Annotated in this window: 17 protein-coding genes; 9 read left to right on the top strand and 8 right to left on the bottom strand. The window is 69.7% G+C overall.

What is annotated here, in order from left to right; genetic code table 11:
- Positions 1-36 precede the first annotated feature (36 nt).
- From ABD793_RS16730 to ABD793_RS16695, 8 genes are all read left to right on the top strand, one after another.
- Positions 37-1,578, top strand: a complete 1,542-nt coding sequence (locus tag ABD793_RS16730) for an FAD-dependent oxidoreductase (protein ID WP_344860819.1) — start codon at positions 37-39, stop codon at positions 1,576-1,578.
- 305 nt (positions 1,579-1,883) lie between these two features.
- On the top strand, positions 1,884-2,927 hold the full coding sequence (locus ABD793_RS16725; protein ID WP_344860817.1) for an NAD(P)-dependent alcohol dehydrogenase: 1,044 nt from the start codon (positions 1,884-1,886) through the stop codon (positions 2,925-2,927).
- A gap of 90 nt (positions 2,928-3,017) precedes the next feature.
- Complete coding sequence (locus tag ABD793_RS16720; protein ID WP_344860814.1) at positions 3,018-3,911, top strand: helix-turn-helix transcriptional regulator; 894 nt, start codon at positions 3,018-3,020, stop codon at positions 3,909-3,911.
- Between the two features lie 171 nt (positions 3,912-4,082).
- On the top strand, positions 4,083-4,847 hold the full coding sequence (locus ABD793_RS16715) for an SDR family NAD(P)-dependent oxidoreductase (RefSeq protein WP_344860812.1): 765 nt from the start codon (positions 4,083-4,085) through the stop codon (positions 4,845-4,847).
- Between the two features lie 94 nt (positions 4,848-4,941).
- Entirely contained in the window at positions 4,942-5,826 is an 885-nt protein-coding gene (locus ABD793_RS16710; RefSeq protein WP_344860809.1) for a helix-turn-helix transcriptional regulator, read from the top strand.
- An 864-nt stretch (positions 5,827-6,690) separates the two neighbouring features.
- Complete coding sequence (locus tag ABD793_RS16705) at positions 6,691-7,896, top strand: hypothetical protein (protein WP_344860807.1); 1,206 nt, start codon at positions 6,691-6,693, stop codon at positions 7,894-7,896.
- A 91-nt stretch (positions 7,897-7,987) separates the two neighbouring features.
- On the top strand, positions 7,988-9,484 hold the full coding sequence (locus tag ABD793_RS16700) for an aldehyde dehydrogenase family protein (RefSeq protein WP_344860805.1): 1,497 nt from the start codon (positions 7,988-7,990) through the stop codon (positions 9,482-9,484).
- 306 nt (positions 9,485-9,790) lie between these two features.
- Positions 9,791-11,227, top strand: a complete 1,437-nt coding sequence (locus tag ABD793_RS16695) for a glycoside hydrolase family 30 protein (RefSeq protein WP_344860803.1) — start codon at positions 9,791-9,793, stop codon at positions 11,225-11,227.
- A 40-nt stretch (positions 11,228-11,267) separates the two neighbouring features.
- Here the strand turns inward: ABD793_RS16695 and ABD793_RS16690 are convergent, their stop codons facing one another.
- The 7 genes from ABD793_RS16690 to ABD793_RS16660 form a co-directional block, all read right to left on the bottom strand.
- Complete coding sequence (locus ABD793_RS16690; RefSeq protein WP_344860800.1) at positions 11,268-11,840, bottom strand: TetR/AcrR family transcriptional regulator; 573 nt, start codon at positions 11,838-11,840, stop codon at positions 11,268-11,270.
- Entirely contained in the window at positions 11,837-13,366 is a 1,530-nt protein-coding gene (locus tag ABD793_RS16685) for an AMP-binding protein (protein ID WP_344860797.1), read from the bottom strand. Before ABD793_RS16685 ends, ABD793_RS16690 begins: the two co-directional genes overlap by 4 nt.
- Before the next feature lie 126 nt (positions 13,367-13,492).
- Entirely contained in the window at positions 13,493-14,176 is a 684-nt protein-coding gene (locus tag ABD793_RS16680) for a glycosyltransferase family 2 protein (protein ID WP_344860795.1), read from the bottom strand.
- On the bottom strand, positions 14,173-15,438 hold the full coding sequence (locus ABD793_RS16675; RefSeq protein ID WP_344860792.1) for a PIG-L family deacetylase: 1,266 nt from the start codon (positions 15,436-15,438) through the stop codon (positions 14,173-14,175). Before ABD793_RS16675 ends, ABD793_RS16680 begins: the two co-directional genes overlap by 4 nt.
- Positions 15,435-16,394, bottom strand: a complete 960-nt coding sequence (locus ABD793_RS16670; RefSeq protein ID WP_344860790.1) for an acyl-CoA dehydrogenase — start codon at positions 16,392-16,394, stop codon at positions 15,435-15,437. Before ABD793_RS16670 ends, ABD793_RS16675 begins: the two co-directional genes overlap by 4 nt.
- The gene (locus tag ABD793_RS16665) at positions 16,391-17,569 is read right to left on the bottom strand and encodes an NAD(P)/FAD-dependent oxidoreductase (RefSeq protein WP_344860789.1); all 1,179 of its coding nucleotides are present in this window, start codon (positions 17,567-17,569) and stop codon (positions 16,391-16,393) included. Before ABD793_RS16665 ends, ABD793_RS16670 begins: the two co-directional genes overlap by 4 nt.
- A 45-nt stretch (positions 17,570-17,614) precedes the next feature.
- Complete coding sequence (locus ABD793_RS16660) at positions 17,615-18,082, bottom strand: SRPBCC family protein (protein WP_344860787.1); 468 nt, start codon at positions 18,080-18,082, stop codon at positions 17,615-17,617.
- A 507-nt stretch (positions 18,083-18,589) separates the two neighbouring features.
- Between ABD793_RS16660 and ABD793_RS16655 the strand changes: the two genes are divergently transcribed.
- Positions 18,590-19,369 (top strand): class I SAM-dependent methyltransferase, encoded by a 780-nt coding sequence (locus ABD793_RS16655; protein WP_344860784.1) that lies wholly within the window; start codon positions 18,590-18,592, stop codon positions 19,367-19,369.
- A 4-nt stretch (positions 19,370-19,373) separates the two neighbouring features.
- On the opposite strand, the gene ABD793_RS16650 is transcribed toward ABD793_RS16655, so the two are convergent.
- Positions 19,374-20,942, bottom strand: a complete 1,569-nt coding sequence (locus ABD793_RS16650) for an aldehyde dehydrogenase (NADP(+)) (protein ID WP_344861052.1) — start codon at positions 20,940-20,942, stop codon at positions 19,374-19,376.
- Between the last annotated feature and the right edge of the window lie 7 nt (positions 20,943-20,949).

Below are 20,949 nucleotides of genomic sequence, written 5' to 3'. Positions count from 1 at the left end.
TTGACTCGAACGACGTTCGTATATAGAACGGTGTTCGTGTCAATTGATCTGGGCCAGGACGTGGCCGTGACCGTTGTCGGAGCCGGGCCGGTCGGTCTCGTGCTCGCTGCCGAGCTGGCCCTTTCCGGTGCCGCGGTGCAGGTCCTCGAGCGACGGGCCGAGCCGGACGAGGCGATGAAGGCGCAGTCGATCAACCTGCCGACCGCGGAGGCGCTCGACCGCCGCGGCCTGCTGTCCGCCGCCGAGGCGGTGCAGCGGGAGGTGGTGGAGCGAGTGGGTTCGTTCGGCCGGGTGGACGGCGACCGTTCCCGCACAGCGCCGCGGTTCACCGGGCACTTCGCGGGCATGGTGCTCGACGCCGACCTCGTGGACTGGTCCGATCCCGACCTCGCCGCGCACACCGTGGCCGACGGGGCGCGGATGGTGCCGCAGCGCGAGCTGGAGGCGCTGCTCGCCGAGTACGTCGCACGACTCGGCGTACCGGTGCTTCGCGGAGTGGAGGTCACCGCGCTGGAAGACACCGGTGACGGCGTCCTCGTGGGTACTACCGCCGGCACCGTGCGCACCGGATGGCTGGTCGGGTGCGATGGCGGGCACAGTGCCGTGCGCCGGCTCGCCGGTATCGACTTCCCCGGCACGGATCCGGAGATCACCGGGTACCAGGCGGTCGCCGACTTCGCCGACCCGGAGAAGCTCGCGGAAGGCTGGACGTGGTCGCCCGAGGGGGTCTATCGCTACGGACCGCAGCCAGGACGGGTGACCACCGTCGAGTTCGACGATCCCCCTGCCGATCGTTCCGCACCGGTCACCCTCGAGGAGGTGCAGGACAGCCTGCGCAGGGTCTCGGGCGTCGACGTCACGCTGACCGCGCTGCGCGCCACCCCGACCCGCTGGACCGACAACACCCGCCAGGCCGCGACCTACCGTTCGGGACGGGTGCTGCTGGCCGGCGACGCCGCGCACGTACACCCGCCTTTCGGCGGCCAAGGTCTCAACCTCGGCGTCGGCGACGCGACGAACCTCGGCTGGAAGCTCGGTGCGGTGCTCGCCGGGTGGGCCCCGGAAGGACTGCTCGACACCTACGAAGCCGAGCGCCGCCCCGTCGGTGCCTGGGTGCTGGACTGGACGCGGGCCCAGATCGGCGTACTGCGCGGCGACCCGAAATCGGCCGCGCTCCGGGGGCTCGTCGCCGATCTGCTTGGCACCCGCGACGGCACCACTTACGCGGTCAAGCAGATCTCCGGAGCCGCGCAACGCGTCGATCTGCCCGGTGACCACCCGTTGATCGGCCGGTTCGCGCCCGATCTGTGGCTCGGCGACGGCACCCGGCTGGCCGAACACGCCCGCGGCGGCGGATTCGTGCTGCTCGACCGCACGGCGGACGGCGCGTTCGCCCGGCTCGCCGCGGCCTGGGCCGGGCGGGTGACCAGCGTGCCCGACGACGAGGCGACCCCGGCCGGGATACTGGTACGCCCGGACGGGGTGGTCGCCTGGGCATCCGACACCGCGGATGCGACCGGCCTCGAAGCCGCCCTGCACCGGTGGAGCGGCGCGCCGTCGTTCGAAACGATGGGGTGAGCACTGTGCGCGTGGGAAACACTTCCGCGCCAGTGCAGTAGCTCGGGGAAGGTCCGGCCGGGCGGAACCCGGGGCATTGGTCCATTGTGGATCATGGGTGGGGTGCCCGGCTGTCCGCAGTGGAGTGCCGGGGCTGGTGCACTGCGAGCGGTTTTCGCGGTGATCGGCCTGGGGTGTGCCTGCCGATGGTGCCAATCGGAATGGTAGGTCTGCTGAGTACTGGCGGGCTTCGGCAGAACGGGACAGGGTGGTCGGTGCAGCGGTCCGGCTGTATTTCCCTGACCTGAGGTGAAAAGAGTTCTCAAATGCCGAATGTTTCCGCGTACGGTGCCCCGTCGGTCAACGCGGCGCTGGAGCCGATGACGATCGGCAGGCGTGCTGTCGGGCCGCAGGACGTGCACATCGAGATCAAGTACTGCGGTGTGTGCCATACCGATGTCGTCCAGACCCGGGACGGCTGGGGACCCGGTGTCTACCCGATGGTGCCGGGGCACGAGATCACCGGTCTGGTCACCGAGGTGGGTGCCGAGGTCACCAGGTTCGCGCCCGGAGACCGGGTGGGTGTCGGCACGTACATCGATTCCTGCCGGGAGTGCGAGAACTGCCGGTCCGGCCTCGAGGTGTACTGCACCGGCAGCGGTGTCGTGCCCACCTACAACTCGGTGGACCCCGAGGGAAATCCGAACCAGGGCGGCTACGCCACCGCGATCGTCGTGGACGAGCACTTCGTGGTGCGGGTGCCCGACGCGCTGGGGCTGGACGTCGCGGCGCCGTTGCTGTGTGCCGGGATCACCACCTACTCGCCTCTGCGGCACTGGAAAGCGGGGCCGGGCAGCAGGGTCGCGGTGCTCGGCATGGGCGGGCTCGGGCACGTCGCGGTGCAGTTCGCGCATGCGCTGGGTGCCGAGGTGACCGTGCTGTCGCGGACGCTGGGCAAGAAGGCGGACGGTCTCCGGCTCGGTGCCGACCACTACTACGCGACCGACGACCCCGCCACGTTCGATCAGCTTGCCGGGCAGTTCGATCTCATCCTGTGCACGATCTCGTCCGCGATCGGCTTCGACGCCTACCTGAATTTGCTGAAGGTGGACGGTACGCTGGTCAACGTCGGTGCGCCGGACGAGCCGATCTCGATGGACAACTGGTCGCTGATCCCGATGCGGCGGTCCTATGCGGCGTCGTCCAGCGGTGGCGTGCCGGAGCTGCAGGAAATGCTGGACTTCGCCGCCGAGCACGGCGTCGCGGCGGTGATCGAGCAGATCCGGCCGGCGGAGCTCAACGAGGCGTTCGGGAAGCTGGAACGCGCGGAGGTCCGCTACCGTTTCGTGCTGGACACTGCGCAGCTGTGAACGGGGCCGCACCGTGCCCGTTCCGGATTTCCCGCTGCTGCGGACGATCCGGGGTCGGACCGGTGCGGCCGGAATGGTGGAGTGGAGCTGATGGGTGATCAAGCGTCCGCCGGGGCGGGCGGCGCGGACGAGCGCGACATCGGCCTCGGCAGCTTCCTCCGCAACCGGCGGGCCCGGCTGCAGCCGTCCGACCTCGGTTTGTCCGGCCAAGGCGGTTTCCGCCGGGTGCCCGGACTGCGCCGCGAGGAACTCGCCAGCGCCGTCGGTATTTCCGTGGCGTACTACATCCGGATGGAACAGGGTAGCGCGCGGAACGTCTCCCGGGAGATCGTCGATTCGCTGGCGCGGGTGCTGCGGCTCAATCCCACTGAACACGCGCACCTCAGCACGCTTGCCGGTGCCGCACCGTCCGCGCCGCAGCGGCCTTGCCGCGGGTACCAGCAGGAACGGCTGCAGTCGCTGCGTACGTTGGTGGAGTCGATGGAAGGCGCGGCTTACGTCACCGGTCCGCGCGGGGACCTGCTCACCTGGAACCGCACCGCCGTAGCGCTGTTCGGGGATTGGCAGCAGGTGCCGGAGGGCCGCCGCAACTGGGGCTGGTTCCTGTTCTGTTCGCCTGGTTATCAAAGCCTTTTCACCGACTGGGAAGCGAAAGCCTGCGAGTACGTCGGCTACCTGCGCAGCTACGCCGGGCGGCAGCCGGAGGATCGCCACGTCGCTGCGCTGGTGGCAGCGCTCGGTTCGCACAACGCGGTGTTCCGCGAGATGTGGGCCCGCCAGGAGGTCGAAGACCCTTCGCACGGCAGGAAAATCCTGTATCACGACGAGGTCGGCGAGCTCGACCTGCGACACGAAAGCATGCTGCTGCCCACCGACCCGGAGTGCTACCTGGTCTCGTTCCACGCCGCACCGGGCAGCGTCAGCGCGCACAAGCTCCGGACCCTGCGGTCCCCGGTCCCGCCGCCGTCCGGTACCGCTCATTGACGGTCGTGCTCGGCAGCCGTCGGAACCCGTGGCGCGGCAACCACGGTCGCATGTTCCTACCACTGGAAGTAGTAGGAATCCTGAGGCGTGCGTAGTGATTGCGGCCGGCCTCCGCCTGACTGAGGATTCTTTTCAGCACCGCAGTTCTGGCGGAAAAATCGGAGGAAGATCATGGCTGAATCACTTGCCGGCACGGCTGCGCTCGTCACCGGTGCTTCGAGCGGGATCGGGCAGGCGGTCGCCGAACAGCTGGCCCAGCACGGCGCCGCAGTCGCCGTCGTCGCCCGCCGGGCGGACCGGCTCGAGGAGCTGGTGCAGCGCATCGAGAAGAACGGCGGAGCCGCGCACGCGATCGCCGCGAACCTGGATGCTCGCGAGGGTGCGTTCGGTGCGGTAGCACAGGCGGTCGGGAAGCTGGGCCGGCTCGACACGGTGGTGAACGCCGCGGGCGTGATGCTCAACGGGGATTCGGTCAAGACCCCCGCGCCGGACTGGGACCGCATGGTGGACATCAACCTGCGCGGTGTCCTCCACGTGACGAAAGCCGCGCTGCCGCACCTGCTGGAGGCAGTCGGCACCAGTTCGCGGAAGGTCACCGACGTGGTCAACATCAGCTCGGTCGCGGGGCGCGCGGCGGCGCCGACGGTCGCGGTCTACAACGCCACCAAGTTCGGGGTCACCGCGGCAACCGAGGCCTGGCGACAGGAGTACACCTCGCGGGGCATCCGGTTTTCGGTGATCGAACCGGGTGCCGTGGCGACCGAGCTGTGGAACCACGAGTCGGAAGAGGCAGCCGCCGGCTCCGCGGCCATGTTCGACAAGGTCGAGCGGCTGCATGCCGAAGACATCGCCGATGTCCTCTCCTACATCGTCACCGGGCCGCGGCGGGTGGCGATCAACGAGGTGGTCATCCGGCCGACCGACCAGACGGTGTGACCGGGCGGCTCGTCGGGCAGGACCGCGGTCGATCGGTGCCGACCGTGCCTTCCCGGCACCGCGAATCCGGAGATGAGGGACCATAATGGGGGGTATGGCATCCGCGGGCCCGCTCGGGCAGTTTCTGCGTTCGCGTCGCGAGCGAATCGATCCGGAGTCGGCCGGGCTGCCGCCCTCGCCGATTCCGCGCCGGGGTCGTGGTCTGCGTCGGGAGGAGGTCGCCACGCTGGCCGGGGTGAGCGTCGACTATTACGCTCGCCTCGAGCAGGGGCGCATCGGGAACGTCTCCGACCAGGTGCTCACGGCGATCGAGGACACGCTCCGGCTGGACCCGCTCGAACGCGAGCACCTGCGTGGTCTGGTGAACCCGGTGCCGGTCCGGGCGCCGAGGAGCCGTCCGGCGAAAACCGGCGCGCGGCTCGGTTTGCGCACCCTGGTCGAGGCCATGGACCCGGTTCCGGCGATCCTGCAGGGGCCCCGGATGGAGGTACTCGCGTGGAACCGTGCGGCGACCGTCCTGCTCGCGGATTTCGGCGCGATGGCACCGGCGGACCGCAACATCGCGAGGTGGCTGTTCCTGGACCCGGTCACGCGGACGCGGTACCCGGACTGGGAGGAGGTCGCCACGTCCACTGTGGCGGCGCTGCGGGCGAACCACAACCCGCACCGTCCGGACGGGCCGCTGGAGAAGCTCGTCGGTGAACTGTCGGTGGCGTCCGAGGAGTTCGCGCGGTATTGGGCCGACTACCGGCTTTTCAAGCACGGCCACGGCAAGAAGCGGATCTTCCACCCGACGGTGGGGGTGCTGGCGCTCAACTACGAGACCCTGCAGATCGCCGATTCCGGTGGGCAGTTCCTCTCCGCGTACACCGCCGACGCGGGTTCGCCGTCGGCGGAGAAGCTCGGCATCCTGATGAGCTGGGGCCGGGAACCGATCGAAACAGCAAAGACCGACGACGGCGAGTACCGCACAGAGTGATCGCTGAGGCGAGTGCTGCGCGGGCTGACCGGTGAAGTGAGTGCTGCGCGGGCTGACCGGTGAAGTGAGTGCTGCGCGGGCTGACCGGTGAAGTGAGTGCTGCGCGGGCTGGCCGGTGAGGCGAGTGCTGCGCGGGCTGACCGGTGAAGTGAGTGCTGCGCGGGCTGACCGGTGAAGTGAGTGCTGCGCGGGCTGGCCGGTGAGGCGAGTGCTGCGCGGGCTGGCCGGTGAGGCGAGTGCTGCGCGGGCCGGTCGGTGAAGTGAGTGCTGCGCGGGCTGACCGGTGAAGTGAGTGCTGCGCGGGCTGGCCGGTGAGGCGAGTGCTGCGCGGGCTGGCCGGTGAGGCGAGTACTGCGCGGGCCGGTCGGTGAAGTGAGTGCTGCGCGGGCTGACCGGTGAAGTGAGTGCTGCGCGGGCTGGCCGGTGAGGCGAGTGCTGCGCGGGCTGACCGGTGAGGCGAGTACTGCGCGGGCCGGTCGGTGAAGTGAGTGCTGCGCAGGCTGACCGGTGAAGTGAGTGCTGCGCGGGCTGACCGGTGAGGCGAGTACTGCGCGGGCCGGTCGGTGAAGTGAGTGCTGCGCGGGCTGATCGCGAGGCGAGTACCGCGCGGGCCGGCCGGTGAAGGGAATCACTCGGGCTGGCCGGTGAAGGGGATACCACTCGGGCAGGCCGGTGAAAGCGGCCACCGGACGGGCTGACCGCGGCGTCCAGCGCCGTTGGAGGCTCGGCTTTCTCGTCGCCGCGAGGTGGCCGGATCACCCCGGTGTCCCCTTCGTCCGGGGTGATCCGGTGCAGAGCGTTGCGTTCCTCCGCGGGGTTGTGTTATACAGCCGCCATATAACGCAACGTTATATGGAGGCTGCAATGGGGCTGCCGAAGCAGGCCGGGGGTGCCGATCTCCGGTCCCGCCGGCGGGCGCTCACCGCGCTGTGGGCCGATTTCTTCAGCGGGATGGGCGAGCCCGATCCGTCGCTTCCGCCGGAGATCGGGGCGAGCTGGCGGCGGGTCCGCACTGCAGCGCTGCCGGAAACCGCGGACGCCGGTTCGGCTGCCGGTTCGCCGCTCGCGGACTGCCGTCGTGCACTGGAGCGGTCGTTGCGCGAGGTGGCCGACGACACCGGGTTCCTGATCGCGCTCGCCGGAGCGGACGCCCGGCTGGTGGCCGCGCACGCGGGTGGTCGGATGGCCAGGGCCGCCCGACGGCTCAACGCGGTCGACGGCACGCTGTGGAGCGAGGACGCGATGGGCACGAACGCGGTCGCGCTCGCACTGGGATCCGGCCGCGCGGTCGAGGTTTTCACCGCACAGCACGCGAACGAGGTCCTGCACGACTGGACGTGCTGGGCCTTTCCGGTGCGGGATCCGCGTACCGGGACCGTGACCGGCGCGCTCGACGTGTCGGCTCCGTGGCGGGACTGTTCGGGCAGCGGGGTGGCGCTGGCCCGCACGCTCGCCGCGCTGGTCGAATCACGATTGCGGGAACTGCCTGCGGATCGGGCGACGGGCAGCGTGGTGGAGGTGGGCGCACTCGGGCACCCTCGTGCGGTGCTGAACGGCAGGCGTCTGCGCCTTTCCCCACGGCAGTTCGAGATACTCACCATCCTCGCGCTCCGCCCCGAAGGCGTGGGCTTCGACGCCCTGCACGCGGATCTCTACGGTGATCTTCCGGTGGCCGCAGTGACGCTGCGCGCCGAGCTCTCGAAGCTGCGGCGAGCCCTCGGGCCGGGAGTGCTGCTGTCGCACCCCTACCGGCTGGCCGGCGAGGTCAGCTGCGATCTGGCCGAACAGCTCGACCACCTGGCGCGCGGACGGCTTCGCGGCGCACTGGACCTGCAGCGCGGGGAATCCTTCCCGACGTCCGAGTCGCCGTTCCTGCGGATGATGCGTGAGCACGCCCTGGTGTCGCTGCGCACCGCGGTACTGACCGTCGGCGGCTCCGGCGATCTGCTGCGCTACTTGGAACTCTTCCCGGACGATCTCGAAGTGCTCGAACATGGCTGTGCCCGCGCCGCGCCCGGTTCACCCGAGCACGCGCTGTTCGCCGGGAGGCTGCGAGCCGGGCCGAGCTGAGCACTCCGCACCAACGTTTCGCCAACCCCGGGTGCGCTTCACTTCTCGACGTCGACGGCCCGCAGTGCTGTCCCGATCGAGGAGGAATGCAATGACGACGATCCCGCAGCCGGTGGCCGCACCCGCTTCGGCGGCCCGGAACTTCCTGACCCGCGCGGGCAAACTGCTGATCGACGGCCAGTTCGTCGACGCGGTGGACGGCCGCACTTTCACTTCGATGGACCCGGGAAACGGGGCAGTGCTCGCGCACATCGCCGAGGCGCGTGCGCAGGACGTCGACCGGGCGGTCGTGGCGGCGCGCCGGGCGCTCGACGGGCCGTGGGGGAAGATGTCGACGTCGGAACGGGGCAGGCTGGTGCACCGCATCGGTGACCTGATCTCCGAGCACGCCGAGGAACTCGCCGAGCTGGAGTCCCTGGACAACGGCAAGCCGTTCAGCGCCGCACTGGGGGTCGAGGTCCCGCTGGCCGCCGACATGTTCTGGTACCTGGCGGGCGCGGCGACGCGGCTCAACGGATCCTCCATCGCTCCTTCGGTGCCCTACCTGCCCGGCCAGGAGTTCCACGCCTACACCGTGCGTGAGCCGGTCGGGGTGGTCGGCCAGATCATCCCGTGGAACGTGCCGTTGCTGATGGTCGCCTGGAAGCTGGCGCCCGCACTGGCAACGGGCAACACCGTGGTGCTCAAGCCCGCCGAGCAGACCCCGCTCACCGCACTGCGGGTGGGTGAGCTCCTGCTCGAAGCGGGCCTGCCGGACGGTGTCGTGAACATCGTCCCGGGCTACGGCGAGACCGCCGGTGCGCGCCTGGCGGCACACGAAGGAGTGGACAAGATCGCGTTCACCGGCTCGACCGAGGTCGGCAAGTCGATCGTGCGCGCGGCGTCCGGCAACCTCAAGCGGGTTTCGTTGGAACTCGGCGGGAAGTCGCCGAACATCGTGCTGGCGGACGCGGACGTGGAGGCGGCGATCGCGGGTGCCTCGCTGGGCATCTTCTACAACCAGGGCGAGGTGTGCTCGGCGGGCAGCAGGCTGTACGTGCACCGGTCGCAGTACGACCGGGTGGTCGAAGGCATCGCCGAACGGGCCCGGTCGATCAAGGTCGGCTACGGCATGGACGAGGACACCGAGATGGGACCGTTGGTGTCGAAGGAGCACTTCGACCGGGTCGGCCGGTACCTCGGCCTCGACACCGGCACCACGCTCGCCGGCGGGAAGCTGATGGACCGGCCGGGGTACTTCGCCGAGCCCACCGTGATCTCGGCGCCGGAGGCAGGCCATCCCCTCGTCCGCGAGGAGATCTTCGGCCCGGTGCTGACCGCGTTGCCGTTCAGCGACCTGGACGAGCTGGCCCGCCAGGCCAACGACACCGTGTACGGCCTTGCCGCGGGGGTGTGGACCAAGGACCTGTCCGCGGCGCACCAGCTTGCCAGGCGGCTGCAGGCGGGGACGGTGCACGTGAACACCTACCACGTGTTCGCCGCGGAACTCCCGTTCGGCGGCTACAAGCAGAGCGGATGGGGCAGGGAGAAGGGCGACGAGGTGCTGCAGCAGTATCTGGAGACCAAGAGCGTGGTGATCGCGCTCTGAGCACGCGGTTGCGGGTCCCGCCCCGGCGGGCCCGCACGGCGTTGCGGCTATTGCCATTGTCCCCAACGGAAGTGCCAATTCCGCGCATTCGGCCGAACGTGGTTCATACCATTGCGGCGGAATGACCGGGTGGGCATACTCGTTGCCGGGAACGGCGATCCCGTGGGATGTTCACCACCGCCCGCCGCCGCGGCGGGGTCGCGGTGACCGGAACTGCCCATTCCGGCCGCCCGGCAGCTGCCGGGCAGAGAGGTGACAACGGTGTCGAACTTCCCTTCCCCTCAGGTTTTTCGTAGCGGTGTGCGGATGCGGAAACGGCACGCATTGCTGTCCGTGTTCGCGATCGCGGCTTCGGTGTTCGTCGTGCCCGCCACTGCGCATGCGGCGGGTGAGACCGTGCAGATCTGGCTCACGACCACCGACGGTGACGGTGGCCGGAACGTGACTCGCGGGCTGGAGCAGCAGGAGCCGGTCACCTTCACCCCGGGGACCGGTGCTGGTCAGCAGACGATCACGGTGGACGAGGGCACGACCTACCAGGAGTTCGAGGGTGGTGGCGCGTCGTTCACCGATTCGGCGGGCTGGCTGCTGAACTCCTCCGGTCTGCTGTCCTCGGCCGATCGTGATGCGGTGCTGCAGAAGCTGTTCGATCCGGAGCAGGGGATCGGGCTGAGTTTCCTGCGCAATCCCATGGGTGGTGCGGATCTTTCGCGGAGCAGTTACACCTACGACGATATGCCGGCCGGGCAGACCGAGCCGGGACTGGACCACTTCTCGATCGAACACGACCAGGCCGATGTGCTGCCGTTGACCCAGCAGGCGAAGAAGCTCAACCCGCAGATCAAGGTGATGGCGTCGCCGTGGAGTGCGCCGCCGTGGATGAAGGACAACGACGACTACAAGCTGGGCTGGGTGCAGTCGCAGTACTACGACGCGTACGCCCAGTACTTCGTCAAGTACGTCCAGGCGTATCAGGATGCCGGCGTGCCGATCGACTACGTCTCCATCCAGAACGAGCCGACCTGCTGTGACAGCTATCCCTCCACCAACTGGGACGGTTCGGGGCTGGCGTACTTCGCGAAGAACAACCTGCTGCCCGCGCTGCAGAAGGCGAACCTGTCCACGAAACTGCTTGCGCTCGACTGGAATTGGGATCAGTACCAGTCGTTCGGTGCGCCGACGATGGACGACGAGGCCATCCGCACCCATCCGAACTTCGGTGGCATGGCCTGGCACGGCTACGGTGGTGACGTCGGGCAGCAGAGCACGGTGCACGACCAGTACCCGGACGTGAACGCCTATTCCACCGAACATTCCGGTGGTGAGTGGGTCTCCGATCAGCAGTCCGACGATATGGCCGACATTGTGAACTACACCCGCAACTGGTCCCGCAGCGTCGTGAAGTGGTCCATGGCCATGGACGAGAACCACAACCCGCACAACGGCGGATGCGACAACTGCACCGGGCTGGTCACCGTCAACAGCGGAGGCGGCCAGGTGGATTACACGATCGAGTACTACACGATGGGACACCTGACGAAGTTCGTGAAACCCGGCGCGGTGCGCATCGACTCGAACGACAACGACACCGTGCGCAACGTCGCGTGGAAGAACCCGGACGGTTCGAAAGCACTCATCGCCTACAACACCGGCACGAGTGAGCAGAGCGTCCGCGTGAACTCCGGCGACGAGTCCTTCACCTACGCACTGCCGGCACACACATCAGCCACGTTCACCTGGTGACCGAATGGGGCACCGTCCGGCGGTGCCCCATTCCACCCTTTCACGCATCGGCGATCAGGCCGTGCATCAGTGCATCGATTGTCACGGTGTAGCGTTTTTCGCGGCCTTCCCGGGGAGCGTTGCCGGTCAGTTCCAGCATGACCATGCCGTGTCCGGTGGACCAGAGGCCGTATGCGGCGGTCTTCGCATCGGTGACCAGTGAGACCTGTTCGCCCCAGCGGCGCACGACCTGGACGAACGAGGCGTAGTTCTCCCGTGCCGGGGTGCGATATTGTCCGGTGGGGCGGTGGAAACCCGGGATCGGGTGGCCGAACATCACCCGAAAATAGTCCGGATAGGACAGTGCGACCTCGCGGTACACCAGACAGGTGTTGCGCACGTCTGCCTCGGGATCGGCGGTGTGCTGCTGGGCGCTCTGTGCTTCGCGCAGCCGTCGGTGGCCTTCCGCGTGCACCGCGTCGAGGAGGCCCTGTTTGTGCTCGAAGTAGTGGTAGACCGAAATGGTCGAGCATTCGGCGGCGGCCGCGATCTTGCGCACCGAAAGCCCGCCGGCGCCCTGCTCGGCAAGCAGGCGCGCGGTCGCGTCGAGGGTGGCGCGGCGAAGGTCTCTCATCGGATGCTCTCGCGCAGCACGAACTTCTGGATCTTCCCGGACGGGGTCATCGGGAACTCGTCGACGAACCGCCACACCCGCGGCACCTTGTACGACGCGAGGTGCCGCCGGCAGAACCGTTCCAGCTCGTCTCGGCCGGCCTCGGCACCGGACCGCAGCTGCACGCACGCGGCGACGACCTCGCCCCATTCCTCGTCCGGCACGCCCAGCACGGACACGCCGGACACCGCCGGATGTCCGAAGAGGACGTCTTCGACCTCTCGTGGGTAGATGTTCTCACCGCCGCGGATGATCATGTCCTTCAACCGGCCCTCGATGCGCAGATACCCCTCGGCGTCCATGGTGCCGAGATCGCCGGTGTGCAGCCAGCCCGCGGGGTCGATCGCCTGTGCGGTGGCGCCGGGGTTGTCGAAGTAGCCGCGCATCACGCACGCGCTGCGCGTGCAGACCTCGCCGACTTCACCGTCCGGCAAGGGTTCGCCGGTCTCGGGGTCGGCGACACGCACCTCGATCCCCGGCATCGGTTTGCCGACGGTGTCGGTGCGGCCGTCGCCGGGCACGGTGTGCGTGATGTAGGGCGAGGATTCGGTCTGCCCGAAGCCGATCGCGACCGTGAGGTCCAGCTGCCGTTCAGCGCGGCGCACCAGTTCCAGCGGGACCGGCGCGCCGCCGAGCGTGGCCAGCCGCCAGGAGGTGAGATCGCGCGGCTGCTCGTCTTCGAGCATCCGGATCAGCATCGTGGGGACGGTGAGCGTGACGGTGCCGCGTTCGGCCGCGATCAGCTCGAGCACCAGCGCGGGATCGAAACCGGGCGGGAGAACGTGGGTGCCGCCGGTCTGGAGTGCGCCGAGGGTGGCCAGACCACAGCCGGCGGTGTGGAACAACGGCATCGGGTTGACCCACACGTCCTCCGCGGAAGCCCCGATCACCTCGGCGTAGATCCGCCCGTTGTTGGCCAGCCCGCGCTGGGTGAGTTCGGCACCCTTCGGGAAACCAGTGGTGCCGGAGGTGTACTGGATCTGGGCGATGTCGCCGGGCTGCACTTCGGGCAGTTCGAGGTCAGGGTCGGGGCCGTGGTCGAGGTCGGGGTCGAGGTCGGGGTCGAGGTCGGGGAAGGTCAGCACCTCGCGCAGGACGGGCAGGGCGTGCCGGACTTCGGCGACCGTGGCGGGCAGATCCCGGCCCCGGTACTCGCCGGCGCACACGATCCCGGCCGCCCGGGACTGCCGCAGCACGAACTCCAGCTCGGTCGCGAGATACGCGGGATTGACCGTGACCAAGGTCAACCCGGCCAGTGCGGCGCCGAACTCGACGAGAATCCACTCGGGACAGTTGCCGGCCCAGATCGCGACGTGCGCACCGGGCTCGAACCGGGCCCGCAGCACCCGGGCGACCCGCTCGGCCTCGCGCAGCAACTCGGCGAAACTCCACCGCCGCCCCGGATCGGCCCCGTCGACAAGCGCAGTGGAATCCGGCCAGGCACCCGCGGCCCGGCGCAGCGTCCCGCCGATCGTGATCTCCTGCACGGTACTCCTCCCGGCCTGCGTGGTGAATATAACGTAACGTTATAGCCCACGAGGATGCGTCCGGGCAAGCGGGCGGATCCGGGTGCCCATCGCGGCTTGACCACCCCGGGGTGTGCAGGTGCCGGCTCAGTCCGCTGCGGCCAGGCGGCGCAGCAGTGAGGACAGTCCTTCGGGGGCACGTCCGTCCAGGCGGGCGCTGGTGTGCACGAAGGCGTTCGGGTCCTGGGTCAGTCGGTAGCCGGCGGTTTCGAGGCGTTGCCACAGGGAATGGTCCTCGCCGGTTGCGGTGCGGCCGAAACGGCCGACGGCGGTGTATGCGTCGGCGCGGACGGCCAGGTTGGCGCCGTAGACGTTCACCGGTGCGTGGTCGACCAGTTCCCGGTACTGTGCGGCCGCATCGGTACCGCCGGGGAACTCGCCGACGAGGTGCGCGGGGCCGGTGGCGGCGTGGAATCCGAGCCGCGCCGAGCCGAGGTGACGGGCGGCCCAGTGGCTGTCGACCTCGGTGTCGGCGTCTGTGTTGAGCAGCAAGACGTGTGCCGTGGGATGGTCGGCGAGCTGGGTGAGCGCGGTGTGGCAGCCGTGGTCGCGGACTTCTCCGATGGTGTGCGGCGAGTCCGTGACCACCACCTCGGCCAATGGCCATGCACGTGCGGCGGTACCGTCGGTGCACCGGTCGGCCACCACGACGACCGTGCGTTCGACCGACACCGGAAGCCGCAGTAGCGAGCGCCGGATCGCGTGCAGGCACCGCGATACCGAAGCGGCTTCGTCGCGCGCGGGCACGACCACACCGACCGCGCTGATCAACGTCGCCTCAGCACGTCCAGGCGGAACTGCTCATCGATGTGCGTGACCAGCAACTCCAGCTCGGGGTGCGCGGCAAGCCGCTCGTGCACGCCGACGCCGTCGTGCGGGGCCTCCGGTGCCCACGGAAGCCAGTGCGCGGCCACCAGGTCGCCGCCAGGGCGCAGTGCGGCCACCGAGGTGTCGATCGTCCTTTGCAGATCCGCCTCGCCGAGGTAGTACAGCAGTTCACTGTAGACAAAGAGGTCCACCGGGCCGGACGGCAGATCTTCGGGCACCGACCCACCACGGATGTCCACATCGGATGACCAGGACCGAGCCCGCCGGACTGCCTCGGGAACCAGATCGAAGGCGATCAGCCGATCGCAGCGTTCGCTCAGTTCGCGAGTCAGCGTGCCGGTGCCGCAGCCTGGTTCGACGATCGTTCGATAGCGCTCACGAGGGAGCGCAGCCAGTAGCAGTGCGCGCTTCCGGCGTTCGTACCAGCTCGTCTCGACGTGCCACGGGTCTGCCGAATTCGCGTACAGTTCCGTGAAACGCTCGACCGGCGCAGATCGGTCCGGTGGCTCCCGGAAGAACGTCTCGAAACGACGGTCGAAATGGGCCAGTACCTCGGTGGGCAGGATGGGTTCCTCTCCGTGCGGCCCCGGCGCCAGCTGGGTGGTGAAAGTGTGGATCGCCGCGTCCTTCGCGGTATGCTCACCGTCGGTGAGCTGATACGAAAACCCCTGGTGCCAAGGGATATCCGGGTCGCCGGGGTCCCGCCAGTGCCACATCCAGATCGGGTACGACCATCGGTGCGCCGCCGCGGGTGCCGCCGCCAGGGCAGCCCGTCCGGCGGCCTGGTGGTCCGGGTGCGGGTCGTCGGGCCACGGCATCAGGCAGAGGTCACAGTCCACGGCGTACCCGCGCAGTGCTTCGGTCAGCTCGCCGGAGTGCGCGGTGAGGTCGGAATCGGGCAGGCCCAGCCACTCCGGTCGGACGTCGAGACCTTGCGCGGCAAGGGAACGCGCGAGCTCCGTACGACGGGCACGGCCCAGCGCGCGACGTTCGGCGGGGTCCGAAGCGGGGAACGCGGCGTCCCCGTCGGTGGCGACCACCAGCGTGACCTCGGTTCCGGCGGCGTGCAAGTGCTGGAGCAGCCCGCTGGTGCCCAGCGTCTCGTCGTCGGGGTGCGCGGCGACCACCAGGGCACGGCGGAACTGCTGCTCCGGCCAGGCGGGAAAGGTCCGCGTCCACTCGTGCTCGGAGACGAACGCCCTCACGATCCCATCTCCTCGAGCACCTTCCGGCCGAGGTCGGCGAGGTCCCGTTCGCCGTGGTGCTGGCGGATGAACACCTGCAGGTCGGCTACCTGCTGTGCGAACCGCCGGTTCCGGCACAGTGGTCCGGCACCGGTGATGCGCGGGGCGAGGTCGACGGCGTCGCGTGCGGTCCGCTCGACGCTCGCCCGGCACGTGTCGTTCGCCAGGCCGGGGTCGGCGATCTGCTCGATCACCGCCGCGGTGGCGGCGAGCAGCTCCTCCGAGCCTCGCAGTGCCGCATGCAGCGCGCCGAGATGCGCGAGCTGGTGCTCGTCGGCCTTGGTGAGCAAGCTTTCGTACACCGAGTCGAGGACACCGGCAGTACCGCCGAGCCATAACGCTGCCACCCCCGTGCCGCCGAGCACGAACCCGGGCCGGGCGAGGTACCAACCGGGTGGTCCGACGGCTCGCCCGGCCGGTACGTCGTCGAACACCACGTCGCCGCTGTCGGAGGCGTCCATGCCGACGGACTGCCAAGCGTCCGGATGCCGTTCGATGCCCGCCGCGGACAGGTCCACCTCCACCAGCTGGTCCCCGGCGGTGACGAGTACCCGGTCGAGCAAGGTGAGGCCGGAGCAGAACCGGCTGCTCCCGGTGAGCAGTCCATTGTGGAGCTGACTGCCGGTTCCTCCGGACTTCGAGGCCCAAACGCCGTACAGGGCAGCCGGTTCCGGCGTCAGGCCCGCTTCGGCCAGGATCGCCACCGCGTCGGTGTGGCCCTCGGCGAGGCGGGCGAGGACGAGATCGCGGCGGCCGAACCCGGCCAGCGCACGCCAGCGTCGCAGCAGCGCACCGGCACCGGGCAACGGAAGGTCGAGGCCTCCGGTCCCGAGCATCCGCCGCAGTTGCTCACCCAGTGTCTCGGCGGTACGAGGGAGCGGAAGCGGTTTCGGCGGAGCATCGTCGAGCAGGATCATCGGATCTTCTCCCGGTCTGCCGGCGCCGGACGGTGCTCGCGGATCAGGGCACTGCCTCGTTCGTAGTCGGCATCGGCTTCGTGCGTGAGCACCCCGACTGCGACGCCGTCGCGCTCGTACCACACGGTCCAGCCCCCGTCGTCTCCGGAAACGAACTGTGCACGGTCGAATCCGTCGCCCCACGCGGCGTACTTGAGCGTGTGATCGCCGATCTCCGACCAGAATCCGGGTACGGTGTCCCACTGCGCGGCGGCCCCGGCGGCGGTGCGCCCGGCGATCTCGCCCATCGCCAGTCCTTCACCCCAGTGTTCGACCGGCAATGCCCGTCCGGCGGCGGGGTTGTACGCCAGCACGACATCGCCGGCGGCGAAGAACCCCGGCCGGCTGGTGCGCATGCGTTCGTCCACCCGCACCCGGCCGTGCTCGATCGCCAGCCCGGCCTGTTCGGCGAGGCCCACGCGTGGCCGGACTCCGGTGGCCAGCAGGACCAGATCGGTGGCGAGGTCCGCGCCGGCGTCCGTGCGCACGTGGCAGCCATCGGTGACGGAGCGCAGGCTGGTCTCGCGCAGCAGCCGGACCCCTTCGCCGTGGAGCCAGCCCGCGATCGGCTCGCCCGCGTCGCGGCCGAGCCGGTTCAGCTGTGGTGCCGGGTCCGGGCACAGCACGGTCACCTGTACCCCCAGCCGGGAGAGGGAAACCGCGGCCTCGCAACCGATGAACCCGGCACCGACGACGATCGCCGCATCGGCCTTCCGTGCCGCGTCCCGCAATGCACTGGAAGTGCGGCGCGACCGGAGCACCCGCACGGAAGGATCGTCGGCGCCGGGCAGGTCCGGCCGCATCGGCTCCGCGCCGGTGGCGAGCACGCACTGGGTGAACGGGTACTCGCGGCCCGCCGCCGTCACGATCCGGTCGTCGCCCAGCTGCGCCACCGGATCGCCGAGAACGAGCCGGATGTCCTGGTCCCGCAAGACCTCCTCGTCCACCAAGGAGATCTCTTCCTGCGTCGTCTCACCACGGAGGAAGTCCTTCGACAACGGCGGCCGCAGGTACGGGCGATCGTGGTCCGCGCTCACGATGTGGACTCCGCCGGTGCCCCCGGCTTCGCGATAGGCACGGGCGGCCGAGACGCCGGCCGGCCCGCTGCCGATCACCACGAGATTCTGTGCACCCATGGGTCCGGGATACCCCTTCGCGGCCGCGGGACACCTGGGAAAGCGTCAGCGCTGTGGCGGACGCTGCACGTCGCCGCGCCAGGCGCCGGTCTGCTGCCCGCCGCGGTGCTCGATGAACGTCTTGAACCGGCCCAGATCACCCTTCACCCGCCGGTCGATGATGCCGAGCTTGTCGGCCGCGTGCTCGGCGAAGCCCTCGGGGTCGATGTCCATCTGCGCGGTGACCCGCGTGGTGTCCTCGTCGATCCGGTGGAAGGTGATCACGCCCGCGTGCGTCGGCCCGGAATCCGACTTCCACGCCACGCGCTCGTCCGGGTGCTGTTCGGTGATGGTCGCGTCGAATTCGCGGGTCGCCCCGCCTGCCGACACCGTCCAGTGCGTGTGCGTGTCGTCGAGCTGCCGGATCTCGTCGACGCCTTCCATGAACTCCGGGAACGACTGGAACTGGGTCCACTGGTCGTACGCGGTGGAGACCGGCACCTGCACGTCGACGGACTCGGTGATGGTGCTCATCGGGTACGTCCCTTCTCTCGGTTGTCGGTTCCGCTGCGGTTTCCCCGCCGGACGCCGGGAGAAACGCCGGTGGCTTGCCGGATCGGGTTTCGGCCTGCCCGTTCCCGGGCATCCGGCGGCGCCCCCGAGGTGGTGACGGAGCAGCCGGCCCGAGGTTCCCGGTGTGCTGCTCCCGCACGTGAAGGCCCGCCCGCTGACCCTCCGCAGCTATCCCCGGCGGCATCGACGGCGAAGGCTGTTTCCAGAAGCATCCCGGCGCGCCCTTTCCGTCGTGGTTGCGGGTCGGACGCGTACCGCGACGTGGTGGCGGAACCGACGAGTACCTCCGTTGCGACGACGAGGAAACCCTGGTGTAGCTTGCCGACCAGGCGACCGTGGAGTTCCACGTCCGGCGCTCGACAGTGGATTCTCCGGAACACCCCCGGCCGCCCGGCGATCCGCGTTCGGCGCAGGCTCGTCATCTGTTGCTAGTGTCGGACAAATCGACACGGCAGGCCTGGGGGTCTCATGGCGACCGGTACGCACTCGCAGATCGACTGGCTCGGCTGGCTGCGGCGCTGGGATGCGCAGCAGGAGGGTTACGTTCCCGAGCGTGAAGCGCGGTTCGACACGATGTTCGAGGCAATGGCCGAGCTGCTGCCCGCCTCGTTCGTCGCCATCGACCTGGCCTGCGGGCCGGGATCGATCAGTCAGCGGCTGCTCACCCGGTTCCCCGAAGCACGCGCGATCGCGGTGGACATCGACCCGGTCATGCTGGCCATCGGCCGGGGTGCGGTCGGCACGTTCGACGGACGGCTGCGCTGGGTCGAGGCCGACCTGGCGCAGCCGGACTGGCCGGCGGCACTGGGCGAGACGCAGGTGGACGCCGTGCTCAGTGCCACCGCACTGCATTGGCTGTGGCCGGAACCGCTGACCGCGGTGTACCGCGACCTCGGCCGGCTGGTGCGGCCCGGCGGTCTCGTGCTCAACGCCGACCACCTGGCCTTCGGCCCGGCGGCACCGAACTCCGCACGGCTGAGCCAGCGCGTCCTCGACGAGCAGTGGACCGACGCCGCCTTCGCCGCCCGTGGCATCGAGACCGCCGAGCAGTGGTGGGAGGCGCTGTCGGCAGAGCCCGCGTTCGCCTCGCTGCTGGCCGAGCGAACGGCACGGTTCGCCGGTAAACAGCGGCAAGAATCCCCACCTGGGTTCGACGTGCACGTGGCCGCCCTGCGCGCGGCCGGCTTCCGCGAGGTGGAAACCATCTGGCAGATCCTCTCGAATCGCGTGCTGCTCGCGGTGCGCTAGCCGATCACCGCCTTGCCGGTGCCCAACGGCCGGATTCGCCGGCGGCGTTGACGGTGCGCGGCAGGCGCCACGGGTCGTCGTCCCGAAGGGCGGCAGGCAGCAGGGCTGCCGGGGCGTTCTGGTAGGTGACCGGGCGCAGGAAACGGTCGATCGCTGCGGTGCCGACGGACGTGTGGGCGATCGACGTGCTGGCCGGGTAGGGGCCGCCGTGGTGCTGGGCCGCGGTCACCGCGACGCCGGTCGGCCATTCGTTGAACACGATGCGGCCGCTGCGTTGTGCGGCGAGGTCCAGCAGCGGGGCGAGGCTTGCGCGTTCGGTACCGGTGGGGGCCGCTCCCGTGTGGACGGTGACGGTGAGACTGCCGTCCACGGCGGCGAGGATTTCCGGCAGATCGTCTTCCGCGCCGTACTCGGCGAGCACCGCGGCGGGACCGAAGGTTTCCTCCAGGAGCGCGCCGGCGTGCACCCGCAGGCTTTCCGCCGGGCCGGCGTGGAACAAGGCCGGGGTGAACGCGGGAACGCCCGAGTCGTGCTCGTGTTCCTGTCCGCGGACCAGGACCTGGATGCCGGGTACGGCGGCGAGTTCGGCGGTCCGCTCCCGGTACCGCGCGGCGATGCCGGCGGTGAGCATCCGGGCGGGCGGTACCTGTTCGGCCAGTTCGGCCACGCGCTCCGGCAGATCCGTTCCACGAGGAACAAGGAGTACGCCCGGTTTGGTACAGAACTGGCCCGCCCCGAGGGTGAACGATCCGACGAAGCCCCGTGCGATCCGATCCGCACGTTCCTGTGCGGCTTCGGCGGTGACGACCGCCGGGTTGATGCTGCCGAGCTCGCCGTAGAACGGGATCGGTGCCGGCCGGGCGGCGGCGATGTCGAACAGCGCCCGGCCACCGGCGACCGAGCCGGTGAACGCGGCGGCCGTGATGCGCGGGTCCCGCAGGGCCCGGACCCCGGCGGAGGTGCCGGTGAGCACCGCGAAAGTTCCTTCCGGTGCGTCCGCGCGGGCCAGCGCCGAACGGACGATTTCCGCGGTCCGGCGCGAGGTTTCGGGATGCCCCGGATGCGTTTTGACCACGACGGGGCAGCCGGCCGCGAGTGCGGAGGCGGTATCGCCACCGGCAACGGAGAAGGCGAACGGGAAGTTGCTCGCCGCGTAGACGAGTACCGGGCCGAGCGGGACCAGCCAGCGGCGCAGCTCGGGCCGCGGCCCGAGGACGAAGCCGGGGTCCGCGCGGTCGAGGACGACCCGCAGGTGCGAGCCTTCCCTGGCGACGTCGGCGAGCATGCGCAGCTGGACGGTGCTCCGCTGCACCTCGCCGGTGAGCCGGGCCTGTGGTAGCCCGGTTTCGCGCAGGGCAGCCGCCACGAGGTCGGTGGCCGCGGCGTCGAGCGCGTCCGCGACGCCGTCGAGGGCATCGGCTCGGGCGCGGGGCGGCAGCTGTGCCCAGGGGGTTGCCGCGGCTGTTGCGGCGGCAAGAAGGTGGTCGATCTCCGTTGCGGCTTCTTCGGTGTCTGCCTGCTCGGCAGTGGTCATGGCGGTGCGATCCGTTTCGTTGTGGACAGTTGCGGACAGTCGTGGC

The sequence above is a fragment of the Amycolatopsis ultiminotia genome, from assembly GCF_039536925.1.
Taxonomy (GTDB): domain Bacteria; phylum Actinomycetota; class Actinomycetes; order Mycobacteriales; family Pseudonocardiaceae; genus Amycolatopsis; species Amycolatopsis ultiminotia.
The sequence above is the reverse complement of the archived record's forward strand: the minus strand, read 5'-3'. Positions and strand labels throughout refer to the sequence as shown.

What these genes read in the sequence shown, in the direction of transcription:
- ABD793_RS16715 (WP_344860812.1), top strand. Translation starts at nt 4,083, where the DNA reads ATGGCTGAATCACTTGCCGGCACGGCTGCGCTCGTCACCGGTGCTTCG.
- ABD793_RS16660 (WP_344860787.1), bottom strand. Translation starts at nt 18,082, where the DNA reads ATGAGCACCATCACCGAGTCCGTCGACGTGCAGGTGCCGGTCTCCACC.
- ABD793_RS16690 (WP_344860800.1), bottom strand. Translation starts at nt 11,840, where the DNA reads ATGAGAGACCTTCGCCGCGCCACCCTCGACGCGACCGCGCGCCTGCTT.
- ABD793_RS16720 (WP_344860814.1), top strand. Translation starts at nt 3,018, where the DNA reads ATGGGTGATCAAGCGTCCGCCGGGGCGGGCGGCGCGGACGAGCGCGAC.
- ABD793_RS16665 (WP_344860789.1), bottom strand. Translation starts at nt 17,569, where the DNA reads ATGGGTGCACAGAATCTCGTGGTGATCGGCAGCGGGCCGGCCGGCGTC.
- ABD793_RS16725 (WP_344860817.1), top strand. Translation starts at nt 1,884, where the DNA reads ATGCCGAATGTTTCCGCGTACGGTGCCCCGTCGGTCAACGCGGCGCTG.
- ABD793_RS16705 (WP_344860807.1), top strand. Translation starts at nt 6,691, where the DNA reads ATGGGGCTGCCGAAGCAGGCCGGGGGTGCCGATCTCCGGTCCCGCCGG.
- ABD793_RS16670 (WP_344860790.1), bottom strand. Translation starts at nt 16,394, where the DNA reads ATGATCCTGCTCGACGATGCTCCGCCGAAACCGCTTCCGCTCCCTCGT.
- ABD793_RS16710 (WP_344860809.1), top strand. Translation starts at nt 4,942, where the DNA reads ATGGCATCCGCGGGCCCGCTCGGGCAGTTTCTGCGTTCGCGTCGCGAG.
- ABD793_RS16700 (WP_344860805.1), top strand. Translation starts at nt 7,988, where the DNA reads ATGACGACGATCCCGCAGCCGGTGGCCGCACCCGCTTCGGCGGCCCGG.
- ABD793_RS16655 (WP_344860784.1), top strand. Translation starts at nt 18,590, where the DNA reads ATGGCGACCGGTACGCACTCGCAGATCGACTGGCTCGGCTGGCTGCGG.
- ABD793_RS16695 (WP_344860803.1), top strand. Translation starts at nt 9,791, where the DNA reads ATGCGGAAACGGCACGCATTGCTGTCCGTGTTCGCGATCGCGGCTTCG.